Origin of the sequence: Streptomyces sp. NPDC050423, from assembly GCF_040655445.1 — a bacterium.
Taxonomy (GTDB): domain Bacteria; phylum Actinomycetota; class Actinomycetes; order Streptomycetales; family Streptomycetaceae; genus Streptomyces.
The window spans coordinates 93,753-111,072 of sequence record NZ_JBFAJY010000017.1; the positions used below are offsets into that span (position 1 = coordinate 93,753).

Sequence of the window (17,320 nt, forward strand, 5' to 3'; positions counted from 1 at the left end):
CGCGCCGCGCCACTCGAACGAGATCCGCGGTGGCGGACGACGCAGGCCGGGCCCGGGGCCCGCCGGGTCAAAGAACGGCGGCCGGGTGCTGGGCGCGGCTCACGTCGTACACCCCCGGCACGTCGCGCATGGCGCGCATCAGCGAGGGCAGTCCCGCGGCGTCGGGGAGGTGCAGGGTGTAGGTGTGCCGCACGCGCTGTTCACTGGGCGGTTCGACGGTGGCGGAGATGACCGCCGCGTCGGCGCCGGCGATCGCCTCGGTGAGGTCGGCCAGCAGCCGGGGCCGTCCGAAGGACTCCGCGACCAGCGTCACCCGGCATCCGGACGCGTCGCCCCAGCTCACCGCGACAGGTACCCGGCCGACGGCCTCCATGCGGGCCGCCGCGGGGCAGGCCAGCCGGTGGACGGTGACGGCGCCGCCGCGCACCGTGAAGCCGGTGACGGCGTCGGGCGGTACGGGGGTGCAGCAGCCGGCGAGCCGTACGGTGGCGTCCGGCCGGTCGACCAGGGCGCTCGCGGTACGGCCGCCCGGCTCCACGGATCCCGGCGGCGCGGGCTGCGGTGCGGGCCTGGGGTCTGCGGGGCGGCTGCCGGGCACGGCCTCCGGATCCTGCGGATGGGCGTCGAGCCAGCCCGTGATCGCGATGCGGGCGGTGGGTGTCCGGGCGTGGTCGAGCCAGCCGGGCGAAGGCCCCGAGGCGGCGTCCTCGGCGAGGAGCAGCTGCACGGTGTCGCCGTCGCCGAGCGCGGTGCCGAGCGTGGCCAGCCGGCCGTTCACCCGGGCCCCGATACAGCTGTGCGCCGCGTCCCCGTACTGCGCGTAGGCGGCGTCGACGCAGCTGGCGCCCGCGGGCAGGCCGAGCGTGCCGCCGTCGGTGCGGAAGACGGTGATCTCGCGGTCCTGGGCGAGGTCGGCGCGGAGTGTGGTCCAGAAGGTGTCGGGGTCGGTCGCGGACTGCTGCCACTGGAGGAGCCGGGACAGCCAGCCGGGCCGGGTCGGGTCCGCGCGTTCCCCGTCGGCCGGTTCGGCGGTCTGCGCGACGCTGTCCGCGGCGTACGGATTGCCGAGTGCGATGACGCCCGCCTCGGCGACCTTGTGCATCCGGTGGGTGCGGATGAGGACCTCGGCGACCTCGCCCTCGGGGCCCACCACCGCGGTGTGCAGCGACTGGTACAGGTTGAACTTCGGGGCCGCGATGAAGTCCTTGAACTCGGAGATCACCGGGGTGAAGCAGGTGTGGAGTTCACCGAGGACGGCATAGCAGTCGGCATCCTCACCGACGAGCACCAGCAGCCGTCCGAAGTCGGTTCCGCGCAGCTCGCCGCGTTTGATGCTGACCCGGTGGACGGAGACGAAGTGCCGTGGTCTGACGAGGACTTCGGCGGGGATACCGGCCTCCCGCAGCACCGAGGCGACGTTCCCGGCGGTGGCGGTGAGCGGGTCGGCCGCGGTGGTGGCGGCGGAGATCACGGCGCGGGTGTGTGTGTACTCCTCGGGGTGGAGGATCGCGAAGACGAGATCCTCCAGCTCGGTCTTGAGCGCCTGCACCCCGAGCCGTTCCGCGAGCGGAATCAGTACGTCGCGGGTGACCTTGGCGATCCGGGCCTGTTTCTCGGGGCGCATCACGCCGAGCGTGCGCATGTTGTGCAGCCGGTCGGCGAGCTTGATCGACATCACCCGGACGTCGTCCCCGGTGGCCACCAGCATCTTGCGGAACGTCTCGGGCTCGGCCGCCGCGCCGTAGTCGACCTTCTCCAGCTTGGTGACGCCGTCGACCAGATAGCGGACCTCGTCGCCGAACTCCTCCCCCACCTGGTCGAGGGTCACCTCGGTGTCCTCAACCGTGTCGTGGAGCAGCGACGCGGTCAGCGTCGTCGTCTCGGCGCCGAGTTCGGCGAGGATCAGGGTGACCGCGAGCGGGTGTGTGATGTACGGCTCGCCGCTCTTGCGCATCTGCCCGCGGTGGGAGGACTCCGCGAGGACGTAGGCCCGGCGCAGGACTGAGAGGTCGGCGTCGGGATGGTGGGCCCGGTGCGCCTCGGCGACATGGCCGATGGCGTCCGGCAGCCGGTCCCGGGAGACCGGGCCGAGCAGGGCGACCCGCCCCAGCCTGCGGAGGTCGATCCGGGGACGGCCCCGCCTGCGGATGGGGGCACCTGGGTTGGTGGCCTCTGCGCTCATGGGGCACCTCCGGCAACGTCGACCGGCGGTGAGAAGGTGCGGTCGCGCCTCCGGGCCGGTGCTTGATGCTACCGACCCCACCACGTGGCGGAGTCCGGCTCTCGCCCAGCGTGAAACGGATCACCCATTCGAGCGAAGCTCCAGGGCCTGTCGTTTGGATCATGCCGGGCTCGCGGGGTCCGGCACCGCGTCCTGATCCGCCCTGCTCCGGCCTGGGCGGAGCGAAAGCACCTATCCGTTCAGCGTTTCGAGCCAGGCCGGATCGATCGTGCCCTCGGCGACGATCACGGCCGGTCCGGTCATCTCGATCTCGCCGTGCGGGTGCTCGGTGATCACCAGCGTGCCGCCTGGGAGGTCGACGGTGTACGTGACCGGGGTGCCGGTCAGTGTGGGGTCGGCCGCGTCCCGGCGGGCCGCGGCGACGGCCACGGCACAGGCGCCGGTGCCGCAGGAGCGGGTCTCCCCCGAGCCGCGCTCATGGACGCGCATCGCGACATGGCGGGGGCCGCGGTCCACGACGAACTCGATGTTGACCCCGTCGGGGTAGACCGCGGCCGGGCCGAAGGACGGCTCGGAGAGCAGATCGCCGGCGTGCGCCAGATCGTCGACGAAGGCGACCGCGTGGGGGTTGCCCATGTTCACGTTGCGGGCGCCCCAGCTGCGGTCGCCGACGGTGACGGTGACGCCGTCGGCGGGGAGCTCCGCGCGGCCCATGGAGACGGTGATGTCGCCGTTCTTGGCGAGGTGCACCTTCTTCACCCCGCCGCGGGTGGCGACGGCGACATCGCCCTGCCCGACCGAGCCGGAGCGCTGGAGGTAGTGGGCGAAGACCCGTACGCCGTTGCCGCACATCTCGGCGATCGAGCCGTCCGCGTTGCGGTAGTCCATGAACCACTCGGCCTCGTCCGCCATGGCCCGCGCCTCGGGGTGGGCGGCGGACCGCACGACGTGCAGCAGGCCGTCCCCGCCGATGCCGGCCCGGCGGTCGCAGAGCCGGGCGACGACAGAGGCGGGCAGGTCCACGGCGTTGTCCGGGTCCGGAACGATCACGAAGTCGTTCTCGGTGCCGTGGCCCTTGAGGAAGGCGATCTGCGAGGTGGTCACGGGACAACTGTACGAGGCGGCGCCGACAGCGCCGCGAACCGGCCACCCGCGTGGACGGGCTGCCGCCGGCCCGGCGGGGTCCGGCCCGGTGTCAGGAACGCAGCCGCGCCACGCGCCACACGGCCAGCGCGACCAGCGCCGCGCACACGGCGACGTACAGCATGATCACGCGCCAGTCGGGGCGCTCCCCCGAGCCCTTGGCCGGCAGTCCGGGCCAGGTGTGTCCGACGCGGCGGGCGGCCATCATGCCCCAGCCCGCGGCGCAGCAGCTGATCAGCAGCCCCAGCATGGCGACCACCGCACCACCGTCACCGAACTCGAAGGCGAGCGGGAAGGCGAACATCAGCGATCCCAGCGCCGCGAGGGTGACGATCGGCGCGAGCTGCCAGATACGCAGCCGGCGGGCGGGACGCAGCTCGACCTGGACCTCAGGGGTCACTTCGAGCTCATCGGGCCCGTCGGGGCTCAATCGTCCTGCCTCGTGCTGCGTGTCCGGTGCGTCTTGCTCTGTGTCGCGAGGGCCGGCCTCCATCGCCACGCGCCCTCCCAACTCGGACTCCACTGGTCGATCGATGCTCGATGATGGCACGCCGGGACTCGCCGAACTGACGGGCAGGGCTTCCCGATGCCATCACGTGATCAGGCTGTGACCGCTCGTTCGACCAACGCCAGCGCCTGGCCCGGGAGTTCCCCACGGTGCGCCGCGGCGCCGTTCAGCCAGCGGACGCGCGGGTCGCGGCGGAACCAGGAGTCCTGGCGGCGCGCGAACCGTTTGGTGGCGCGCACGGTCTCGGCGCGGGCCTCATCCTCGGTACAGTCCCCGGCCAGCGCGGCGAGCACCTGCTGATAGCCCAGTGCCCGGGAGGCGGTGCGGCCGTCCCGCAGCCCCCGCGCCTCCAGGGCGCGCACCTCGTCGACCAGCCCCGCGTCCCACATCCGGTCGACCCGCTGGGCGATGCGCCCGTCGAGTTCGGGGCGGGCCACGTCGACGCCGATCTGGACGGTGTCGTACACCGCATCGTTACCGGGGAGGTTGGCGGTGAAGGGCTTGCCTGTGATCTCGATGACTTCGAGGGCCCGCACGATGCGCCGCCCGTTGCTCGGCAGGATGGCGCGGCCCGCTTCCGGGTCCGCCGCGGCGAGCCGGGCATGCAGCGCGCCGGAGCCCCGTTCGGCCAGTTCGGCCTCCAGCGCGGCCCGGACGCCGGGGTCCGTGCCGGGGAACTCCAGGGCGTCGATCGCGCCCTTCACATAGAGGCCGGAGCCGCCGACCAGGACCGGGGTGCGGCCCTCGGCGAGCAGCCGGTCGATCTCGGAGCGGGCCAGCCGCTGGTACTCGGCGACGCTGGCGGCCTCGGTCACGTCCCAGATGTCCAGCAGCAGGTGCGGGACGGAGGCGCGCTCCGCGAGTGTCAGTTTCGCGGTGCCGATATCCATCCCCCGGTAGAGCTGCATGGAGTCGGCGTTGACCACTTCGCCCCCGAGCTGCTGGGCGAGGAACACCCCCAGGTCGGACTTTCCTGCTGCGGTGGGACCGACGACGGCGATGACCCGCGGTGCGGGAGCTGGACTTCTCACTGAGACAGTCTCGCAAACCCGGGGGCCGTTCCCGAATGGACGACGGGGCAGCCGGGACGGGGACGCGTCCGGATGCCCCGTCAGGTAAAATATCGAGTACATATGGGCGTTTTCTTACGGTTCTGCCGTCCGTCTTCCACGACCGCCGATACCGCGGCCGGGAGAGTGCGTCACAGCACGGCGGGTATCCGGGCCGGAGAGAACACTCGCACGCAGTCCCCCAGCAGAGAAGGTGTCCGATGGGCTTCATGGACAATTTGAAGGCGAAGCTGAGCCCGGCGAAGGACAAGGTCAGCGACCTCGCGCAGCAGCACGGGGACAAGATCGACCAGGGGCTCCAAAAGGCCGCGCGGACGGTGGACGAGAAGACCAAGGGCAAGTACAGCGACAAGATCGAGTCCGGCACCCAGAAGGCCAAGGACGCGGTGGAGCGACTGTCCCACAAGGACGGGGGCACCACACCGCCCGCTTCCTGACCCCGGTCCGGCAGGACACCGTGACGGCCGCAGAGCGGCATAGCTCCGCGGCCGTCGTGCGCCAGTACGGCGGGCCCCCTCGCGGTCGGGGCCGCAACGGGGTCAGGACCAGGCGGCGACCAGGTAGCCCACGCCGTACGGCGCGTCGTCGTACAGCAGGCGGCCGTCGAGACCGGCGCCCTGCGCGGCCCCCGCGAGCACCTGCCAGGGTGCGCGGCCCGCGGCCTTCAGCTCGTACGCCAGCGCCTCGTCCAGCGCGATCAGCGCATCGGTGTCCGCCGCGCCCAGCGCACGCGAGGCCGCCGCGTCGAACTCCGTGGCGCGCTCGTCCAGGTAGCCCGGGGCCTTGAGGGTGCGGCAGGCACTGCCGTCGCCCATCACCAGCAGCGCGACCCGGTCCGCTCGGGCGGCCAGCGCCCGCCCGGTCTCCGTGCAGCGGCCGGTCTCCAGCGGCTCCCCCACGCCCAGCGCCTCGACCGGGGCGTCCGCCCACCCGGTACGGGCCAGCAGCCAGGCGCCGACCGCGAGTGACGCCGGAAGAGGCCGGTCCGCGGCCGTGCCCAGGTCCCGCCCGAGCCGTACCGCGAGATCGACGCCGAACTCCCGGAAGGTGCCGGTGGCGCCCTCGGGGTGGGGTCCGCGGCCCGCGAGGTCCGCCGGGCCGATCACGATCAGCAGATCGGGCCGGGAGGCGGCCAGGACGCCCAGGGCGTCCGTGCACGCGGTCCTCGCGGCGTCGAGCTCGGGCGCGGCACCGGCGGCGACGTCGGGGACCAGCAGGGGCGGACAGGGGCAGACAGCGGCGGCGACAAGCATGGTGGGCAGCGTACTGGCTGGGGGTCGCCCGCCCCTCGGCGCACGCGCCCCCGAGCGGCCGTGGCAGGCGGAGCGGTGCGGCCCCCGTCAGTCGCAGCCGCAGCCCGGGGCCGAGGCGGGGGGCAGCGGTGCCGGGGCGCCGATCCCGGGCAGGCCCAGCATCACGCCGGCGGGCTTCGCGGCCGCGGCGGCGTTGCGCTTCTCCCAGGCGTCCCCCGACCGGGTGCGCCGCACGGCGACGGCTGCGCCCTCGGCGAGCAGGTGGTGCGGGGCGGCGTAGCTGATCTCGACGGTCACCACGTCGCCGGGCCGAACCTCCTGGTCCGGCTTGGTGAAGTGGACCAGGCGGTTGTCGGGGGCGCGGCCGGACAGCCGGTGGGTCGCGCCGTCCTTGCGGCCCTCGCCCTCCGCGACCATGACGTCCAGCGTGCGGCCGACCTGCTTCTTGTTCTCCGACCAGGAGATCTCCTCCTGGAGGACGGACAGGCGCATGTAACGCTCCTGGACGACCTCCTTGGGGATCTGCCCCTCCATGTCGGCGGCCGGGGTGCCGGGGCGCTTGGAGTACTGGAAGGTGAAGGCATTGGCGAAACGCGCCTCCCGGACTGCGTGCATGGTCTGCTCGAAGTCCTCCTCGGTCTCCCCGGGAAAGCCGACGATGATGTCGGTGGAGATCGCGGCGTCCGGCATCGCGGCGCGCACCTTCTCGATGATGCCGAGGAAGCGTTCCTGCCGGTACGAGCGCCGCATCGCCTTCAGGATCGTGTCGGACCCGGACTGCATCGGCATGTGCAGCTGCGGCATCACGTTCGGGGTCTCGGCCATCGCGGCGATCACGTCGTCCGTGAAGTCGCGCGGGTGGGGCGAGGTGAAGCGGACCCGCTCCAGCCCCTCGATCCGCCCGCAGGCGCGCAGCAGCTTGGAGAATGCCTCGCGGTCGCCGATGTCGGAGCCGTAGGCGTTCACGTTCTGGCCGAGCAGGGTGATCTCGGAGACGCCCTCGGCGACCAGGGCCTCGATCTCGGCCAGGATGTCGCCGGTCCGGCGGTCCTTCTCCTTGCCGCGCAGCGCCGGGACGATGCAGAAGGTGCAGGTGTTGTTGCAGCCGACGGAGATGGAGACCCAGGCCGCGTACGCGGACTCGCGGCGGGTGGGGAGCGTCGAGGGGAACGCCTCCAGGGACTCGGCGATCTCGATCTGCGCCTCCTCCTGGACACGGGCGCGCTCCAGCAGCACGGGCAGCTTGCCGATGTTGTGCGTACCGAAGACGACGTCGACCCAGGGAGCCCGCGCGACGATGGTGTCGCGGTCCTTCTGGGCGAGACAGCCGCCGACCGCGATCTGCATCCCGGGGCGCTTCGTCTTCATCGGGGCGAGCCGGCCGAGGTTGCCGTACAGCTTGTTGTCGGCGTTCTCCCGCACCGCGCAGGTGTTGAAGACGACGACGTCGGCGTCGCCGTCGGAGCCCTCGGGCGCCCGTACGTAGCCGGCGTCCTCCAGCAGCCCCGACAGCCGCTCGGAGTCGTGGACGTTCATCTGGCACCCGTAGGTACGCACCTCGTAGCTTTTTCTGACGTCCACTGCTTCGCTCCGGTTGCCGCTGCTCATGCGACAAGGGTAGGCGCTGCCCGGACACCTCCCGTCGCGGGCGGCCCGCGGACCCTTCTCCGGGCCGTCGCGGCGGCCGGGAGATCCGTCGGCACCCCTGGCCATGGCCGGGAACGACCTGGCAGGATCGCCGCCATGCTCCCGGCCGCACTGTCCCGAATCGGCCGGCGCCGCTCCTTCCGGGCGGGCGCCGCCCTCGTCGTCGTGCTCGGGCTGCTCCTGTGGTGGCTGGTTCCGCTCGGGGAGTCCGCCCCGAGCGGAACCCTGTCGTTCAGTACCGGGGTCCGCAGCGGCGTCTACCAGCGCTACGGCGAGCGGCTCAAGGGCGCACTCGCCAAGGACCTGCCCGATGTGTCCATACAGCTGCAGACCAGCGAGGGATCTCAGCAGAACATCGCCCGGGTGGCGGCGGGGAAGGCCGATTTCACCATCGCGACCACCGACGCCGTGGCCACCTATCTGCGGGACGGGAAGCCGGGCGCCGAGCGGCTGCGCGGCTGTGTCCGGCTGTACGACGACTACATACAGCTGGTCGTGGACCGGGGCTCGGAGATCCGCAAGGTCGCGGACCTGCGCGGCAAGAAGGTCGCGGTCGGACAGCAGGGGTCGGGGGTGCGGCTGGTCGCCGACCGGCTGATGACGGCCGCCGGCCTTGACCCGGTTCACGATGTGACGGCGATACCGGCGGGTATCGACACCATGCCCAAGCTGCTGGAGGACGGCAGACTCGACGCGTTCTTCTGGTCCGGCGGGCTGCCGACCACCGCGGTGGCGGACCTCTCGGACCGGTTCGCGATCCGGCTGGTCCCGCTGGAGGACCCGCTGATCAAGGAGCTCCAGGCGGCGGGCGGCTCCACCCGCTACTACCGCTCGGCCGTGATGCCTGCGGACGCCTACCGCAACGCGCAGCAGGGCCAGGCGGTGCCCACCGTGGCGGTCGCCAACGTGCTGGTGACCACCGACCGTACGGATGCGGCGATGACCGAGGCGTTCACCCGGACCGTGATCGACAGCCGGGACCGCATCGGGCGTGAGGTGCACGCCGCACAGCTGGTGGATCTGCGGACCGCGATCTACACGGATCCGCTGCCGCTGCACGAAGGGGCCAAGCGCTACTACCGCTCGGTCAAGCCCTGACGTCCGGTCCCGGCCGCTCCGCGGAAGTGCGCTCAGCCGTGCGGTCCGTTGCGCGGCACCGACACCGTCACCCGCAGCCCGTGCGGTTCGTGCCGCTCATAGGTGAGGGAGCCGCGGCTCGCGGCCAGGAGTGCCTGGGAGATGGAGAGGCCGAGCCCGGACCCCCGCACGTTCTGGTGCTGTGAGCTGCGCCAGAAGCGGTCTCCGACGCGCTCCAGCTCCTGTTCGGTGAGACCGGGCCCCCGGTCCGCGACGACGACCGTGACGCATTCGCTGCCGGAGGCGACCGTGACCCGCACCTCCTCGTCGGCGGGGGTGAACTTGAGCGCGTTGTCGATGATGGCGTCGAGCGCGCTGGACAGGGCTATGGGGTCCGTCCAGGCGGTGACGGCGGGCATGCCGTCCGCCCTGAGCCGTACGCCCCTCTCCTCCGCCACCGGCCGCCAGGACGAGACGCGCTCGGCGGTGAGGGCGCCGATGTCCGTGAGCTGGAGATCGGCCGCGGCGTGCTCGGCCAGGGCCAGGTCGAGCAGATCGTCGAGGACCTGGCCGAGGCGCTTTCCCTCCGTGCGCACGGAGGCGATCTCCTCGTTGCCCTCCGGGAGTTCGAGCGCGAGCAGTTCGATCCGCAGCAGCAGCGCGGCCAGCGGGTTGCGCAACTGGTGCGAGGCGTCGGCGACGAAGGCGCGCTGCTGTTCCAGCACGTCCTCGACGTTGTCGGCCATCTCGTTGAACGAACGGGCCAGCCGCCTGAGTTCCGGCGGCCCTCCGGAAGCCGCCACCCGGGACCGCATCCGGCCGCTGGCGATGTCGTGGGCGGCCACGTCCAGCGTCCGCACCGGCAGCAGGACCCAGCCGGTGAGCCGGATCGCCGCGCCGACGGCCACCAGCATCGCGACCACCTCGCCCGCCGCGATCACCAGCCAGCCGCGGAGTGTGTCGGAACGCATCTGCGCGGTGGGCGAGTCGATGACGACGACGGCCACCACGTCACCGTCGCGCACCACGGGCGAGGCGACGACGACCCGGCCGTTCTGCCAGGGCCAGACCTGCGGCGGATCGTGGCTGCGACGGCCGAGCAGCGCCTCGTTGAACGCCTCGCGGCCCTCGCCCTCGGCCGGCAGCCGCCAGCTCGCCGGGGCCTTCGCCATCGCGGAGTCGTCACGGTAGAAGACGCCCGCCCGGATGCCGTACACCGAGTCGTACGTCTCCAGTTCGGTCTGGAGCGTGCGCTGCCGTTCGTCGTAGCCGTGGGTGCGTTCGGTGATGAACTGGGCGAGTGCGGCGAAGCGTGCCGTGTCGTCGATCCGGTCGATCACGACGCCCTGCTGCTGGGCGGCGGCCACGCTGACGGCCAGCGGAAAGCCGAGCGCGAGCAGGACGCTCGCCATGAGCACGATGAGCAGCGGAAGCAGCCTGGTACGCACCGGAGACGTACGCCTCTACGCGGACGGGGCGACGAGGCGGTAGCCGACCCCGCGCACGGTCTCGATCAGTGCGGGCAGCCGCAGCTTGGCGCGCAGGGAGGCTACGTGCACCTCAAGCGTGCGCCCCGTCCCCTCCCAGCTCGTGCGCCAGACCTCGCTGATGATCTGCTCCCGGCGGAACACCACGCCGGGCCGCTGCGCAAGGAGGGCGAGGAGATCGAACTCCTTGCGGGTGAGCTGGACTTCGCTCCCGTCGACACTGACTCGCCTGGTCGGCAGCTCGATGTGCACATGGCCCAGGCGCAGCGCGGCGACGGGGGCCGGCCCGGTCTCCTCACCGGCCGGCTTGCGTCGGCTGACGGCGTGGATACGGGCGAGGAGCTCGCCGGTGTCGTACGGCTTGGTCACGTAGTCGTCAGCGCCGAGGTTCAGCCCGTGGATCCGGGAGCGGACGTCGGCCCGTGCGGTCACCATGATCACCGGCACGGAACTGCGCTTGCGGATCTTCCCGCACACCTCGTAGCCGTCCTGGTCGGGCAGCCCCAGATCGAGGAGCACGACGCCGAAGGGTTCCGTGTCCGTGGGAAGGAGGGCCTGGAGGGCCTCCTCGCCGCTGCGGGCGTGCACCACCTTGAAGCCGTGCCGGCCGAGGATCGCGGACAGGGCGGCGGCGACGTGGTTGTCGTCCTCGACGAGCAGCAGTCTCATGGGCCCCCCTCTCCGAAGGTGCGGTGTCGGTGCGGTCGTGTGTCGGTGCGGTCGCGTGGGCCTCTGGTCACTTCCCCGTTTCGAGGCGTTTCACATCAGGGTGTACCAGGGCATCCACTCCGATGACCGGTGAACCAGTCAAGTGCTCACCCCTTGCATCCATGTTTCCGTTATGCACCCGGTACGCCCGGAGGGCCCGCAGGGCGTCCCGTTCACACGGAGTGTCCGGTTGCGGCCGGATCGTTATGCTCAATTTCCGCTCAGATGTAATGACGCTGGTCGCACTGCGTCACTAGGGTCCTTCCCAACCGAGGAGGACGGAGCAAAAAGCCGATGAGCGGAGTTTCAGTGACCAAGGGCGCCGAGGACGCTGCACCCGCGGCCGGCGACGACCTGGTCGTGCTGAGCAACGTCAACAAGCACTTCGGCGCGCTGCATGTGCTCCAGGACATCGACCTGACGATCGCCTCCGGCGAGGTCGTGGTCGTCATCGGGCCCTCCGGGTCCGGGAAGTCCACGCTGTGCCGCACGATCAACCGCTTGGAGACGATCGACTCGGGCGCGATCTCGATCGACGGGAAGCCCCTGCCCGAGGAGGGCAAGGAGCTGGCACGGCTGCGCGCCGATGTCGGCATGGTCTTCCAGTCGTTCAATCTCTTCGCCCACAAGACGGTGCTCGAGAACGTGATGCTGGGCCAGGTCAAGGTCCGCAAGACGGAGAAGAAGGCGGCCGAGGACAAGGCGCGTTCGCTGCTCGACCGGGTGGGCGTGGCGACCCAGGCCGACAAGTACCCGTCGCAGCTCTCCGGCGGTCAGCAGCAACGTGTGGCGATCGCGCGGGCGCTGGCGATGGACCCCAAGGTCATGCTGTTCGACGAGCCGACCTCCGCACTCGACCCGGAGATGATCAACGAGGTGCTGGAGGTCATGCAGCAGCTCGCCCGCGAGGGCATGACCATGGTCGTCGTCACCCACGAGATGGGTTTCGCCCGCTCCGCGGCGAACCGCGTCATCTTCATGGCGGACGGGAAGATCGTCGAAGAGGCCGTGCCCGACCAGTTCTTCAGCAACCCGCGCAGTGACCGGGCCAAGGACTTCCTGTCGAAGATCCTTCACCACTGATGAAGCCGCCGTCGTGGCCTTCAGCGCCGGTTTCCGGACCGGCTGATCACTCACATCGCGTCAACTCTAGGGAATTTCACCATGCAGCTTCGTAAGGTCACCGCCGCCTCGGCCGCCGTGCTCGCTCTCGCTCTCACCGCCACCGCCTGTGGTTCCGACGACAAGGACGACTCGTCCGGTTCGGGCGGCGGCAAGAAGATCACGATCGGTATCAAGATCGACCAGCCGGGTATCGGGCTGAAGACCCCGGATGGCAAGTTCACCGGTTTCGACGTCGATGTCGCCACGTACGTCGCCAAGGAACTGGGCTACGACGCCAAGGACATCAACTTCAAGGAGACCAAGAGCCAGGACCGCGAAACGTCGATCGAGCGTGGTGACGTGAAGTTCATCGCCGCCTCCTACTCGATCAACGACGAGCGCCTGAAGAAGGTCGACTTCGCGGGCCCGTACCTCCTCGCCCACCAGGACATCCTGGTCCGCGCGGGCGACGACTCGATCAAGTCGCCGAAGGACCTGAACAACAAGAAGCTCTGCTCGGTCACCGGCTCGACCTCGGCGCAGAACATCCACGACACCCTGGCCCCGAAGGCTCAGCTCCTGGAGTACGGCGGCTACTCGGAGTGCCTGACCGGCCTGGAGAACAAGGCCGTCGACGCGCTGACCACGGATGACAGCATCCTGGCCGGCTATGCCTCGCAGGACGCCAACAAGGGCAAGTTCAAGCTGGCCGGCTTCAAGATGACCAACGAGAACTACGGCATCGGCCTGAAGAAGGGCGACGCCGACCTCAAGAAGAAGATCAACGACGCGCTGACCAAGATGGTCTCGGACGGTTCGTGGGAGAAGGCCGTGAAGGCCAACTTCGGCCCGGCGAACTACAAGAACGACCCCGCCCCGAAGATCGGCAACGTCGTCAAGTGAAGCAGGGCTGACCGGGCGCGCCGCCGCTGACGGCGGCGCGCCGTGCCCTCCTACACGCGGAAGCACGGGAGATCGTGTTCGACTTTCTTGATGGTTACGACCTGCTGGGGGCCTTCTGGGTGACGGTGCAACTCACCGTCTATTCAGCCCTCGGCTCCCTCATATGGGGAACGCTGCTGGCCGGCATGAAGGTCAGCCCGGTCCCCCTGATGCGCGGTTTCGCCACCGCCTACGTGAACGTGGTCCGGAACATTCCGCTGACCGTGATCATCGTATTCTCCTCACTGGGCCTGTTCCAGACGCTCAACGTCAAGCTCGGTGCAAGCGACTTCACCGACATCAACTTCCGGCTCGCGGTGCTCGCGCTGAGCGCCTACACCGCCGCCTTCGTGTGCGAGGCGCTGCGGTCCGGCATCAACACGGTGCCGGTCGGCCAGGCCGAAGCCGCACGCGCCCTCGGCCTGAGCTTCACCCAGGTACTGCGGCTGATCATTCTCCCGCAGGCCTTCCGCTCGGTCGTCAATCCGCTTTCCAACGTCCTGATCGCGCTGACGAAGAACACCACCGTCGCCTCCGCGATCGGGGTGGCGGAGGCCTCGTACCTGATGAAGGGCATGATCGAGAAGGAGGCCCAGCTCATTGCGATCTCGGCCGTCTTCGCGTTCGGCTTCGTCGTCCTGACCCTCCCGACCGGCCTCATCCTCGGCTGGGTGAGCAAGAAGGTGGCGGTGAAGCGATGACCTCCGTCCTCTACGACACCCAAGGACCGCGCGCCAAGCGACGGAACATCCTGTACACGGTGCTGTTCGCACTGGTCGCCGCCGCGGTGGTGTGGTGGGTCTACGACGGCCTGGCCTCCAAGCACCAGCTCGACTGGATCAAGTGGAAGCCCTTCTTCACCAGCTCCCAGCCGTGGGAGACGTTCATCTGGCCGGGGCTCCAGAACACGCTGAAGGCTGCCTTCTTCGCCCTGATCATCGCCCTGCCGCTGGGTGCGCTGTTCGGGATCGGCCGGCTCTCGGACCACCGGTGGATGCGGATGCCGTCCGGGGTGGTCGTGGAGTTCTTCCGGTCCATCCCCGTACTGATCCTGATGATCATCGCGAACGCGGTGTACTCCGAGTACACGAACATCAGCACCGACACGCGCCTGCTGTACGCCGTGGTCACGGGACTGGTGCTCTACAACGCCTCGGTGCTTGCCGAAATCGTGCGCGCGGGCATCCTGTCCCTCCCGCAGGGGCAGACCGACGCGGCCAAGGCGATCGGTATGCGCAAGGGCCAGACCATGGTCTTCGTGCTGCTGCCGCAGGCGGTCACCGCCATGCTCCCCGCGATCGTCAGCCAGCTCGTGGTGATCCTGAAGGACACCGCGCTGGGTGGCGCCGTGATGACCTTCCCGGAACTGCTGGCATCGGTCCGGCCGATGGCCGCGAACTACGGTGCGAACACCATCGCGTGTTTCACCATCATCGCGGTCATCTACATCGCGGTGAACTTCACCCTCACCTCGCTCGCGAGCTGGCTGGAGCGCCGGCTCCGGCGCGGGAAGAAGAGCACGGGCGCCGTCGTCGGCACCGGCCCGGGGGGCGCGCCCGAGACGATCGGTGCGCCGGTGGTCGTCATGGACTCGTCCGCCGCCTGACGGCTCGTCGGCAGACGGCCGCGAGGGGCGGTGGCGCATCCGCCATCGCCCCTCGCCGCGTTCCGGTGTCACTTGACGCACGCACCGGCAGTAGGTTGCATACGTTCTGTGATCGCGCACCGAGCCCCCTACGCCGCCGCATCCCCGTCGCCGCCGTCCCCGACCTCGTGGGCCGCCCCGGCCCGTCCGCTCTCCCTGTGCGCCTCCACGCGTCCGACCGCACACGTTCCGGGAGCCGCGCCGTGGACCCGGTGATCATCGTCGGTGCCGGGCCGGTCGGCCTGGTGCTGTCGCTCGCCCTCGCGGCGCAGGGTGTGCCGTCCGTGCTCCTCGACGAGGACCCCGGCAGGGACGAGACGCGCCCGGCCCGCACGGTCGTGCTGCGCGAGGACACCGCGGCCCTGGTGGAACGGCTCGGCTGCAAGACGCTCCAGGACGAGGGCCTTCGCTGGTCCGGCTGGCGGTCCATGCGGCGCAAACAGCTGGTACGCGAACTGCCGCTCGACGAAGGCGCTCCGCCCGGAGGCCCGCCGGCCGCCCCCGTCCATATGCCGCAGCACGCGCTGGTACGCGGACTGCGGGACGCGGTGGCCGCGCAGGATCTCGTCCAGGTGGCTCGGCTCAGCCGGATCGACACGCTGGAGCAGGACCCGGCCGGGGTCACCGTGCACACCAGGGAGCCGGGTTCGACCTGGTGGCGCGGGAGTTACCTGGTCGGCTGCGACGGTGCGCGGTCCACGGTGCGCAAGCTCCTCGACATCCGGTTCCCCGGACGTACCGCAGTGGAACGGCATGCCGTCGCCGCCCTGCGCACCGAACTTCCCTGGCCCGGCGAGGCCGTGCTGCACCGGCTGCCGCCGTGGCGCACCGGTGGCGCCGAGGTGACCGCACGCCCGCTGCCCGACGATGTCTGGCGGCTGGACTGGCTGCTGCCGCCGCGTGGCGAGCTGGTCACGCCCGACGTCCTGGTCGCCCGGGTCCGGGACACCCTGGCGGGCTGGTGCGGCGAGACACCGCCGTACGAGCTGCTGGACACCGGCGTCTACACGCTGCACCACCGCCTCGCCCGGCGGTGGCGGGTGAAACGGGCCTTCCTGGCCGGGGACGCCGCCCATCTGCTGGGCGCGCTCGGCACCCAGGGACTGGACGAAGGGCTGCGGGACGCCGAGAACCTGGCCTGGAAGCTGGCGCTGGCCTGGCATCACGGCGCGTCCGACGCGCTCCTCGACAGCTACCAGGCCGAGCGCCGGGCCGCGGTCGCCTCGCGGCTGCGCGCCGCCGACCAGTCGCTGCCGATACTGCGGGGCGGCGGAGGGCTGCGGACCCTGGTCCCGGGGAGCGCACGGGGGCACGATTCGCTGCTCACCGACGGACATCTGGGCTGCGGCCCCCTCGGTGCGCCCCCTTCCTACTCCCTGTCCCCCCTTGCGCCCCCACGCGCCGAGGCGCACGCCTCCGTGGGTACGCCCCTCGGTGCGCCGGTCGCGGATGTGCGGGTGACGGCGCCGGACGGCACGCCCGTACGGCTTCGCGAACGGCTGGGGCAAGGACAGCTCCTGGTGGTCCTGGTGGCCCCCGGTACGGGTGTGTGGGACCGGCGGCACTGGATGCGGGCAGGGGTCATGCCCCGGCTCGTCGAGGCGGTGGACGCCCTGCCGGTGAAGGGTGAGCTGCTGGTGGCGGAGAGCTATCCGGGGGCGTCCGCGCACACCGTTCTGCTGGTCAGACCGGACGGCCACCTCGTGGAGTCCTTCGGCGGGGTACAGCCCGCCGAACTCCTCGCGGCGGCCGAAGCGACGCGCGGCGGCGCGGCCCGCACCTCCGACCGCACCGACCGCACCGCAGACATCAATTGACCCTCCGCAGGCGCACATGGTCTACTCCGGAACATGACCGACACCGATGTGCGCCTGTGGCGGAGGGTCCATATGGACCTGCTCCGCTATGCGGGCTGCGTGTGTCGCCCGTCCTGCTGAATCGCCTTCTCCCGCTCCGCCGTGCCCCACGACGTACGGCGTGAGCGTCCGCGCGAACTCTCAGGACGGTCCCCGTGTCTGCCTCCCCCTCCCCTGCTTCCGTACGCACGTCCGCTTCCGGTCCGACGGCTGCGGAACTGCTCGACTTCGTCCGCCGTACCGCCGCGGACGCCGGCCTCACCGCCTCGCTCCCCCTCGATCCCGAGGGCCGCACCTGGATCCGGCTCGACGGGCCCGGTGGCAGCGAGGCCTGGCTGATCGGCTGGCCGCCCGGCACCGGCACCGGCTGGCACGACCACGCCGACTCGATCGGCGCCTTCCTGACCGCGAGCGGCACCCTCAGGGAGCACTCGCTCGCGGCGAGGCTGCCCACCGACGGGTGGAAGACCCTGGAACTGGCCGAGGACATCGACCGCTCACGGGAGTTGACGGCAGGTCGGGGCAGGGCCTTCGGCAGGCACCATGTGCACGAGGTGCTGAACGAGTCCACCGCGGAGCACGCCGTCTCCGTCCACGCGTACTATCCGCCGCTGCCGCAGATCCGGCGCTACAGCCGCACGGGCGCGGTACTCCGCCTCGAACAGACCGAGAGCCCGGAGGACTGGCAGTGAGCGACG

The 17,320-nt window shown here is 70.8% G+C and carries 17 protein-coding genes; 9 read left to right on the forward strand and 8 right to left on the reverse strand.

The window, feature by feature from the left end; all coding sequences use genetic code 11:
- Positions 1-67 precede the first annotated feature (67 nt).
- From AB0I52_RS15355 to miaA, 4 genes are all read right to left on the reverse strand, one after another.
- Positions 68-2,182: an HD domain-containing protein gene (locus AB0I52_RS15355; RefSeq protein WP_363072668.1), complete on the reverse strand. Its 2,115-nt coding sequence runs from the start codon at positions 2,180-2,182 to the stop codon at positions 68-70.
- A 231-nt stretch (positions 2,183-2,413) separates the two neighbouring features.
- Positions 2,414-3,286, reverse strand: a complete 873-nt coding sequence (gene dapF, locus AB0I52_RS15360) for a diaminopimelate epimerase (RefSeq protein ID WP_363072670.1) — start codon at positions 3,284-3,286, stop codon at positions 2,414-2,416.
- Between the two features lie 91 nt (positions 3,287-3,377).
- The gene (locus tag AB0I52_RS15365) at positions 3,378-3,818 is read right to left on the reverse strand and encodes a hypothetical protein (protein WP_363072746.1); all 441 of its coding nucleotides are present in this window, start codon (positions 3,816-3,818) and stop codon (positions 3,378-3,380) included.
- Positions 3,819-3,925: 107 nt separating this feature from the next.
- Positions 3,926-4,864, reverse strand: a complete 939-nt coding sequence (gene miaA, locus AB0I52_RS15370; RefSeq protein ID WP_363072672.1) for a tRNA (adenosine(37)-N6)-dimethylallyltransferase MiaA — start codon at positions 4,862-4,864, stop codon at positions 3,926-3,928.
- 239 nt (positions 4,865-5,103) lie between these two features.
- Here miaA and AB0I52_RS15375 point away from each other — a divergent pair, with 239 nt between their 5' ends.
- A complete protein-coding gene (locus tag AB0I52_RS15375; RefSeq protein WP_363072674.1) occupies positions 5,104-5,340 on the forward strand; it encodes an antitoxin in 237 nt (78 codons plus the stop codon).
- A 102-nt stretch (positions 5,341-5,442) separates the two neighbouring features.
- On the opposite strand, the gene AB0I52_RS15380 is transcribed toward AB0I52_RS15375, so the two are convergent.
- Both AB0I52_RS15380 and miaB read right to left on the reverse strand, forming a co-directional pair.
- On the reverse strand, positions 5,443-6,156 hold the full coding sequence (locus AB0I52_RS15380) for a class III extradiol dioxygenase subunit B-like domain-containing protein (RefSeq protein WP_363072676.1): 714 nt from the start codon (positions 6,154-6,156) through the stop codon (positions 5,443-5,445).
- Between the two features lie 87 nt (positions 6,157-6,243).
- Complete coding sequence (gene miaB / locus AB0I52_RS15385; RefSeq protein WP_363072678.1) at positions 6,244-7,764, reverse strand: tRNA (N6-isopentenyl adenosine(37)-C2)-methylthiotransferase MiaB; 1,521 nt, start codon at positions 7,762-7,764, stop codon at positions 6,244-6,246.
- A gap of 135 nt (positions 7,765-7,899) precedes the next feature.
- On the opposite strand from miaB, the gene AB0I52_RS15390 reads away from it, so the two are divergent.
- Positions 7,900-8,901, forward strand: coding sequence for a TAXI family TRAP transporter solute-binding subunit (locus tag AB0I52_RS15390; RefSeq protein WP_363072680.1), 1,002 nt, complete (start codon positions 7,900-7,902; stop codon positions 8,899-8,901).
- A 32-nt stretch (positions 8,902-8,933) separates the two neighbouring features.
- Here AB0I52_RS15390 and AB0I52_RS15395 read toward each other — a convergent pair whose 3' ends face one another.
- Both AB0I52_RS15395 and AB0I52_RS15400 read right to left on the reverse strand, forming a co-directional pair.
- The gene (locus AB0I52_RS15395; RefSeq protein WP_363072682.1) at positions 8,934-10,328 is read right to left on the reverse strand and encodes a HAMP domain-containing sensor histidine kinase; all 1,395 of its coding nucleotides are present in this window, start codon (positions 10,326-10,328) and stop codon (positions 8,934-8,936) included.
- 15 nt (positions 10,329-10,343) lie between these two features.
- Complete coding sequence (locus AB0I52_RS15400) at positions 10,344-11,036, reverse strand: response regulator transcription factor (RefSeq protein ID WP_363072684.1); 693 nt, start codon at positions 11,034-11,036, stop codon at positions 10,344-10,346.
- Positions 11,037-11,369: 333 nt separating this feature from the next.
- Here AB0I52_RS15400 and AB0I52_RS15405 point away from each other — a divergent pair, with 333 nt between their 5' ends.
- The 7 genes from AB0I52_RS15405 (at position 11,370) to AB0I52_RS15435 (ending at position 17,314) form a co-directional block, all read left to right on the forward strand.
- Positions 11,370-12,158 carry an amino acid ABC transporter ATP-binding protein gene (locus AB0I52_RS15405; protein ID WP_363072686.1) on the forward strand — a complete coding sequence of 263 codons (789 nt, stop codon included), beginning with the start codon at positions 11,370-11,372 and terminating at the stop codon, positions 12,156-12,158.
- A gap of 81 nt (positions 12,159-12,239) precedes the next feature.
- Complete coding sequence (locus tag AB0I52_RS15410; protein ID WP_363072688.1) at positions 12,240-13,082, forward strand: glutamate ABC transporter substrate-binding protein; 843 nt, start codon at positions 12,240-12,242, stop codon at positions 13,080-13,082.
- 74 nt (positions 13,083-13,156) lie between these two features.
- The gene (locus tag AB0I52_RS15415; protein WP_363072690.1) at positions 13,157-13,822 is read left to right on the forward strand and encodes an amino acid ABC transporter permease; all 666 of its coding nucleotides are present in this window, start codon (positions 13,157-13,159) and stop codon (positions 13,820-13,822) included.
- On the forward strand, positions 13,819-14,727 hold the full coding sequence (locus tag AB0I52_RS15420; RefSeq protein WP_363072692.1) for an amino acid ABC transporter permease: 909 nt from the start codon (positions 13,819-13,821) through the stop codon (positions 14,725-14,727). The genes AB0I52_RS15415 and AB0I52_RS15420 overlap by 4 nt, the downstream gene beginning before the upstream one ends.
- A gap of 242 nt (positions 14,728-14,969) precedes the next feature.
- Complete coding sequence (locus tag AB0I52_RS15425; RefSeq protein WP_363072694.1) at positions 14,970-16,583, forward strand: FAD-dependent monooxygenase; 1,614 nt, start codon at positions 14,970-14,972, stop codon at positions 16,581-16,583.
- 33 nt (positions 16,584-16,616) lie between these two features.
- A complete protein-coding gene (locus AB0I52_RS15430; protein ID WP_311307652.1) occupies positions 16,617-16,703 on the forward strand; it encodes a putative leader peptide in 87 nt (28 codons plus the stop codon).
- A 74-nt stretch (positions 16,704-16,777) separates the two neighbouring features.
- The gene (locus AB0I52_RS15435; protein ID WP_363072696.1) at positions 16,778-17,314 is read left to right on the forward strand and encodes a cysteine dioxygenase; all 537 of its coding nucleotides are present in this window, start codon (positions 16,778-16,780) and stop codon (positions 17,312-17,314) included.
- Positions 17,315-17,320: the final 6 nt, after the last annotated feature.

What these genes read in the sequence shown, in the direction of transcription:
- AB0I52_RS15355 (WP_363072668.1), bottom strand. Translation starts at nt 2,182, where the DNA reads ATGAGCGCAGAGGCCACCAACCCAGGTGCCCCCATCCGCAGGCGGGGC.
- AB0I52_RS15365 (WP_363072746.1), bottom strand. Translation starts at nt 3,818, where the DNA reads ATGGAGGCCGGCCCTCGCGACACAGAGCAAGACGCACCGGACACGCAG.
- AB0I52_RS15375 (WP_363072674.1), top strand. Translation starts at nt 5,104, where the DNA reads ATGGGCTTCATGGACAATTTGAAGGCGAAGCTGAGCCCGGCGAAGGAC.
- AB0I52_RS15380 (WP_363072676.1), bottom strand. Translation starts at nt 6,156, where the DNA reads ATGCTTGTCGCCGCCGCTGTCTGCCCCTGTCCGCCCCTGCTGGTCCCC.
- miaB (WP_363072678.1), bottom strand. Translation starts at nt 7,764, where the DNA reads ATGAGCAGCGGCAACCGGAGCGAAGCAGTGGACGTCAGAAAAAGCTAC.
- AB0I52_RS15390 (WP_363072680.1), top strand. Translation starts at nt 7,900, where the DNA reads ATGCTCCCGGCCGCACTGTCCCGAATCGGCCGGCGCCGCTCCTTCCGG.
- AB0I52_RS15400 (WP_363072684.1), bottom strand. Translation starts at nt 11,036, where the DNA reads ATGAGACTGCTGCTCGTCGAGGACGACAACCACGTCGCCGCCGCCCTG.
- AB0I52_RS15405 (WP_363072686.1), top strand. Translation starts at nt 11,370, where the DNA reads ATGAGCGGAGTTTCAGTGACCAAGGGCGCCGAGGACGCTGCACCCGCG.
- AB0I52_RS15410 (WP_363072688.1), top strand. Translation starts at nt 12,240, where the DNA reads ATGCAGCTTCGTAAGGTCACCGCCGCCTCGGCCGCCGTGCTCGCTCTC.
- AB0I52_RS15420 (WP_363072692.1), top strand. Translation starts at nt 13,819, where the DNA reads ATGACCTCCGTCCTCTACGACACCCAAGGACCGCGCGCCAAGCGACGG.
- AB0I52_RS15430 (WP_311307652.1), top strand. Translation starts at nt 16,617, where the DNA reads ATGACCGACACCGATGTGCGCCTGTGGCGGAGGGTCCATATGGACCTG.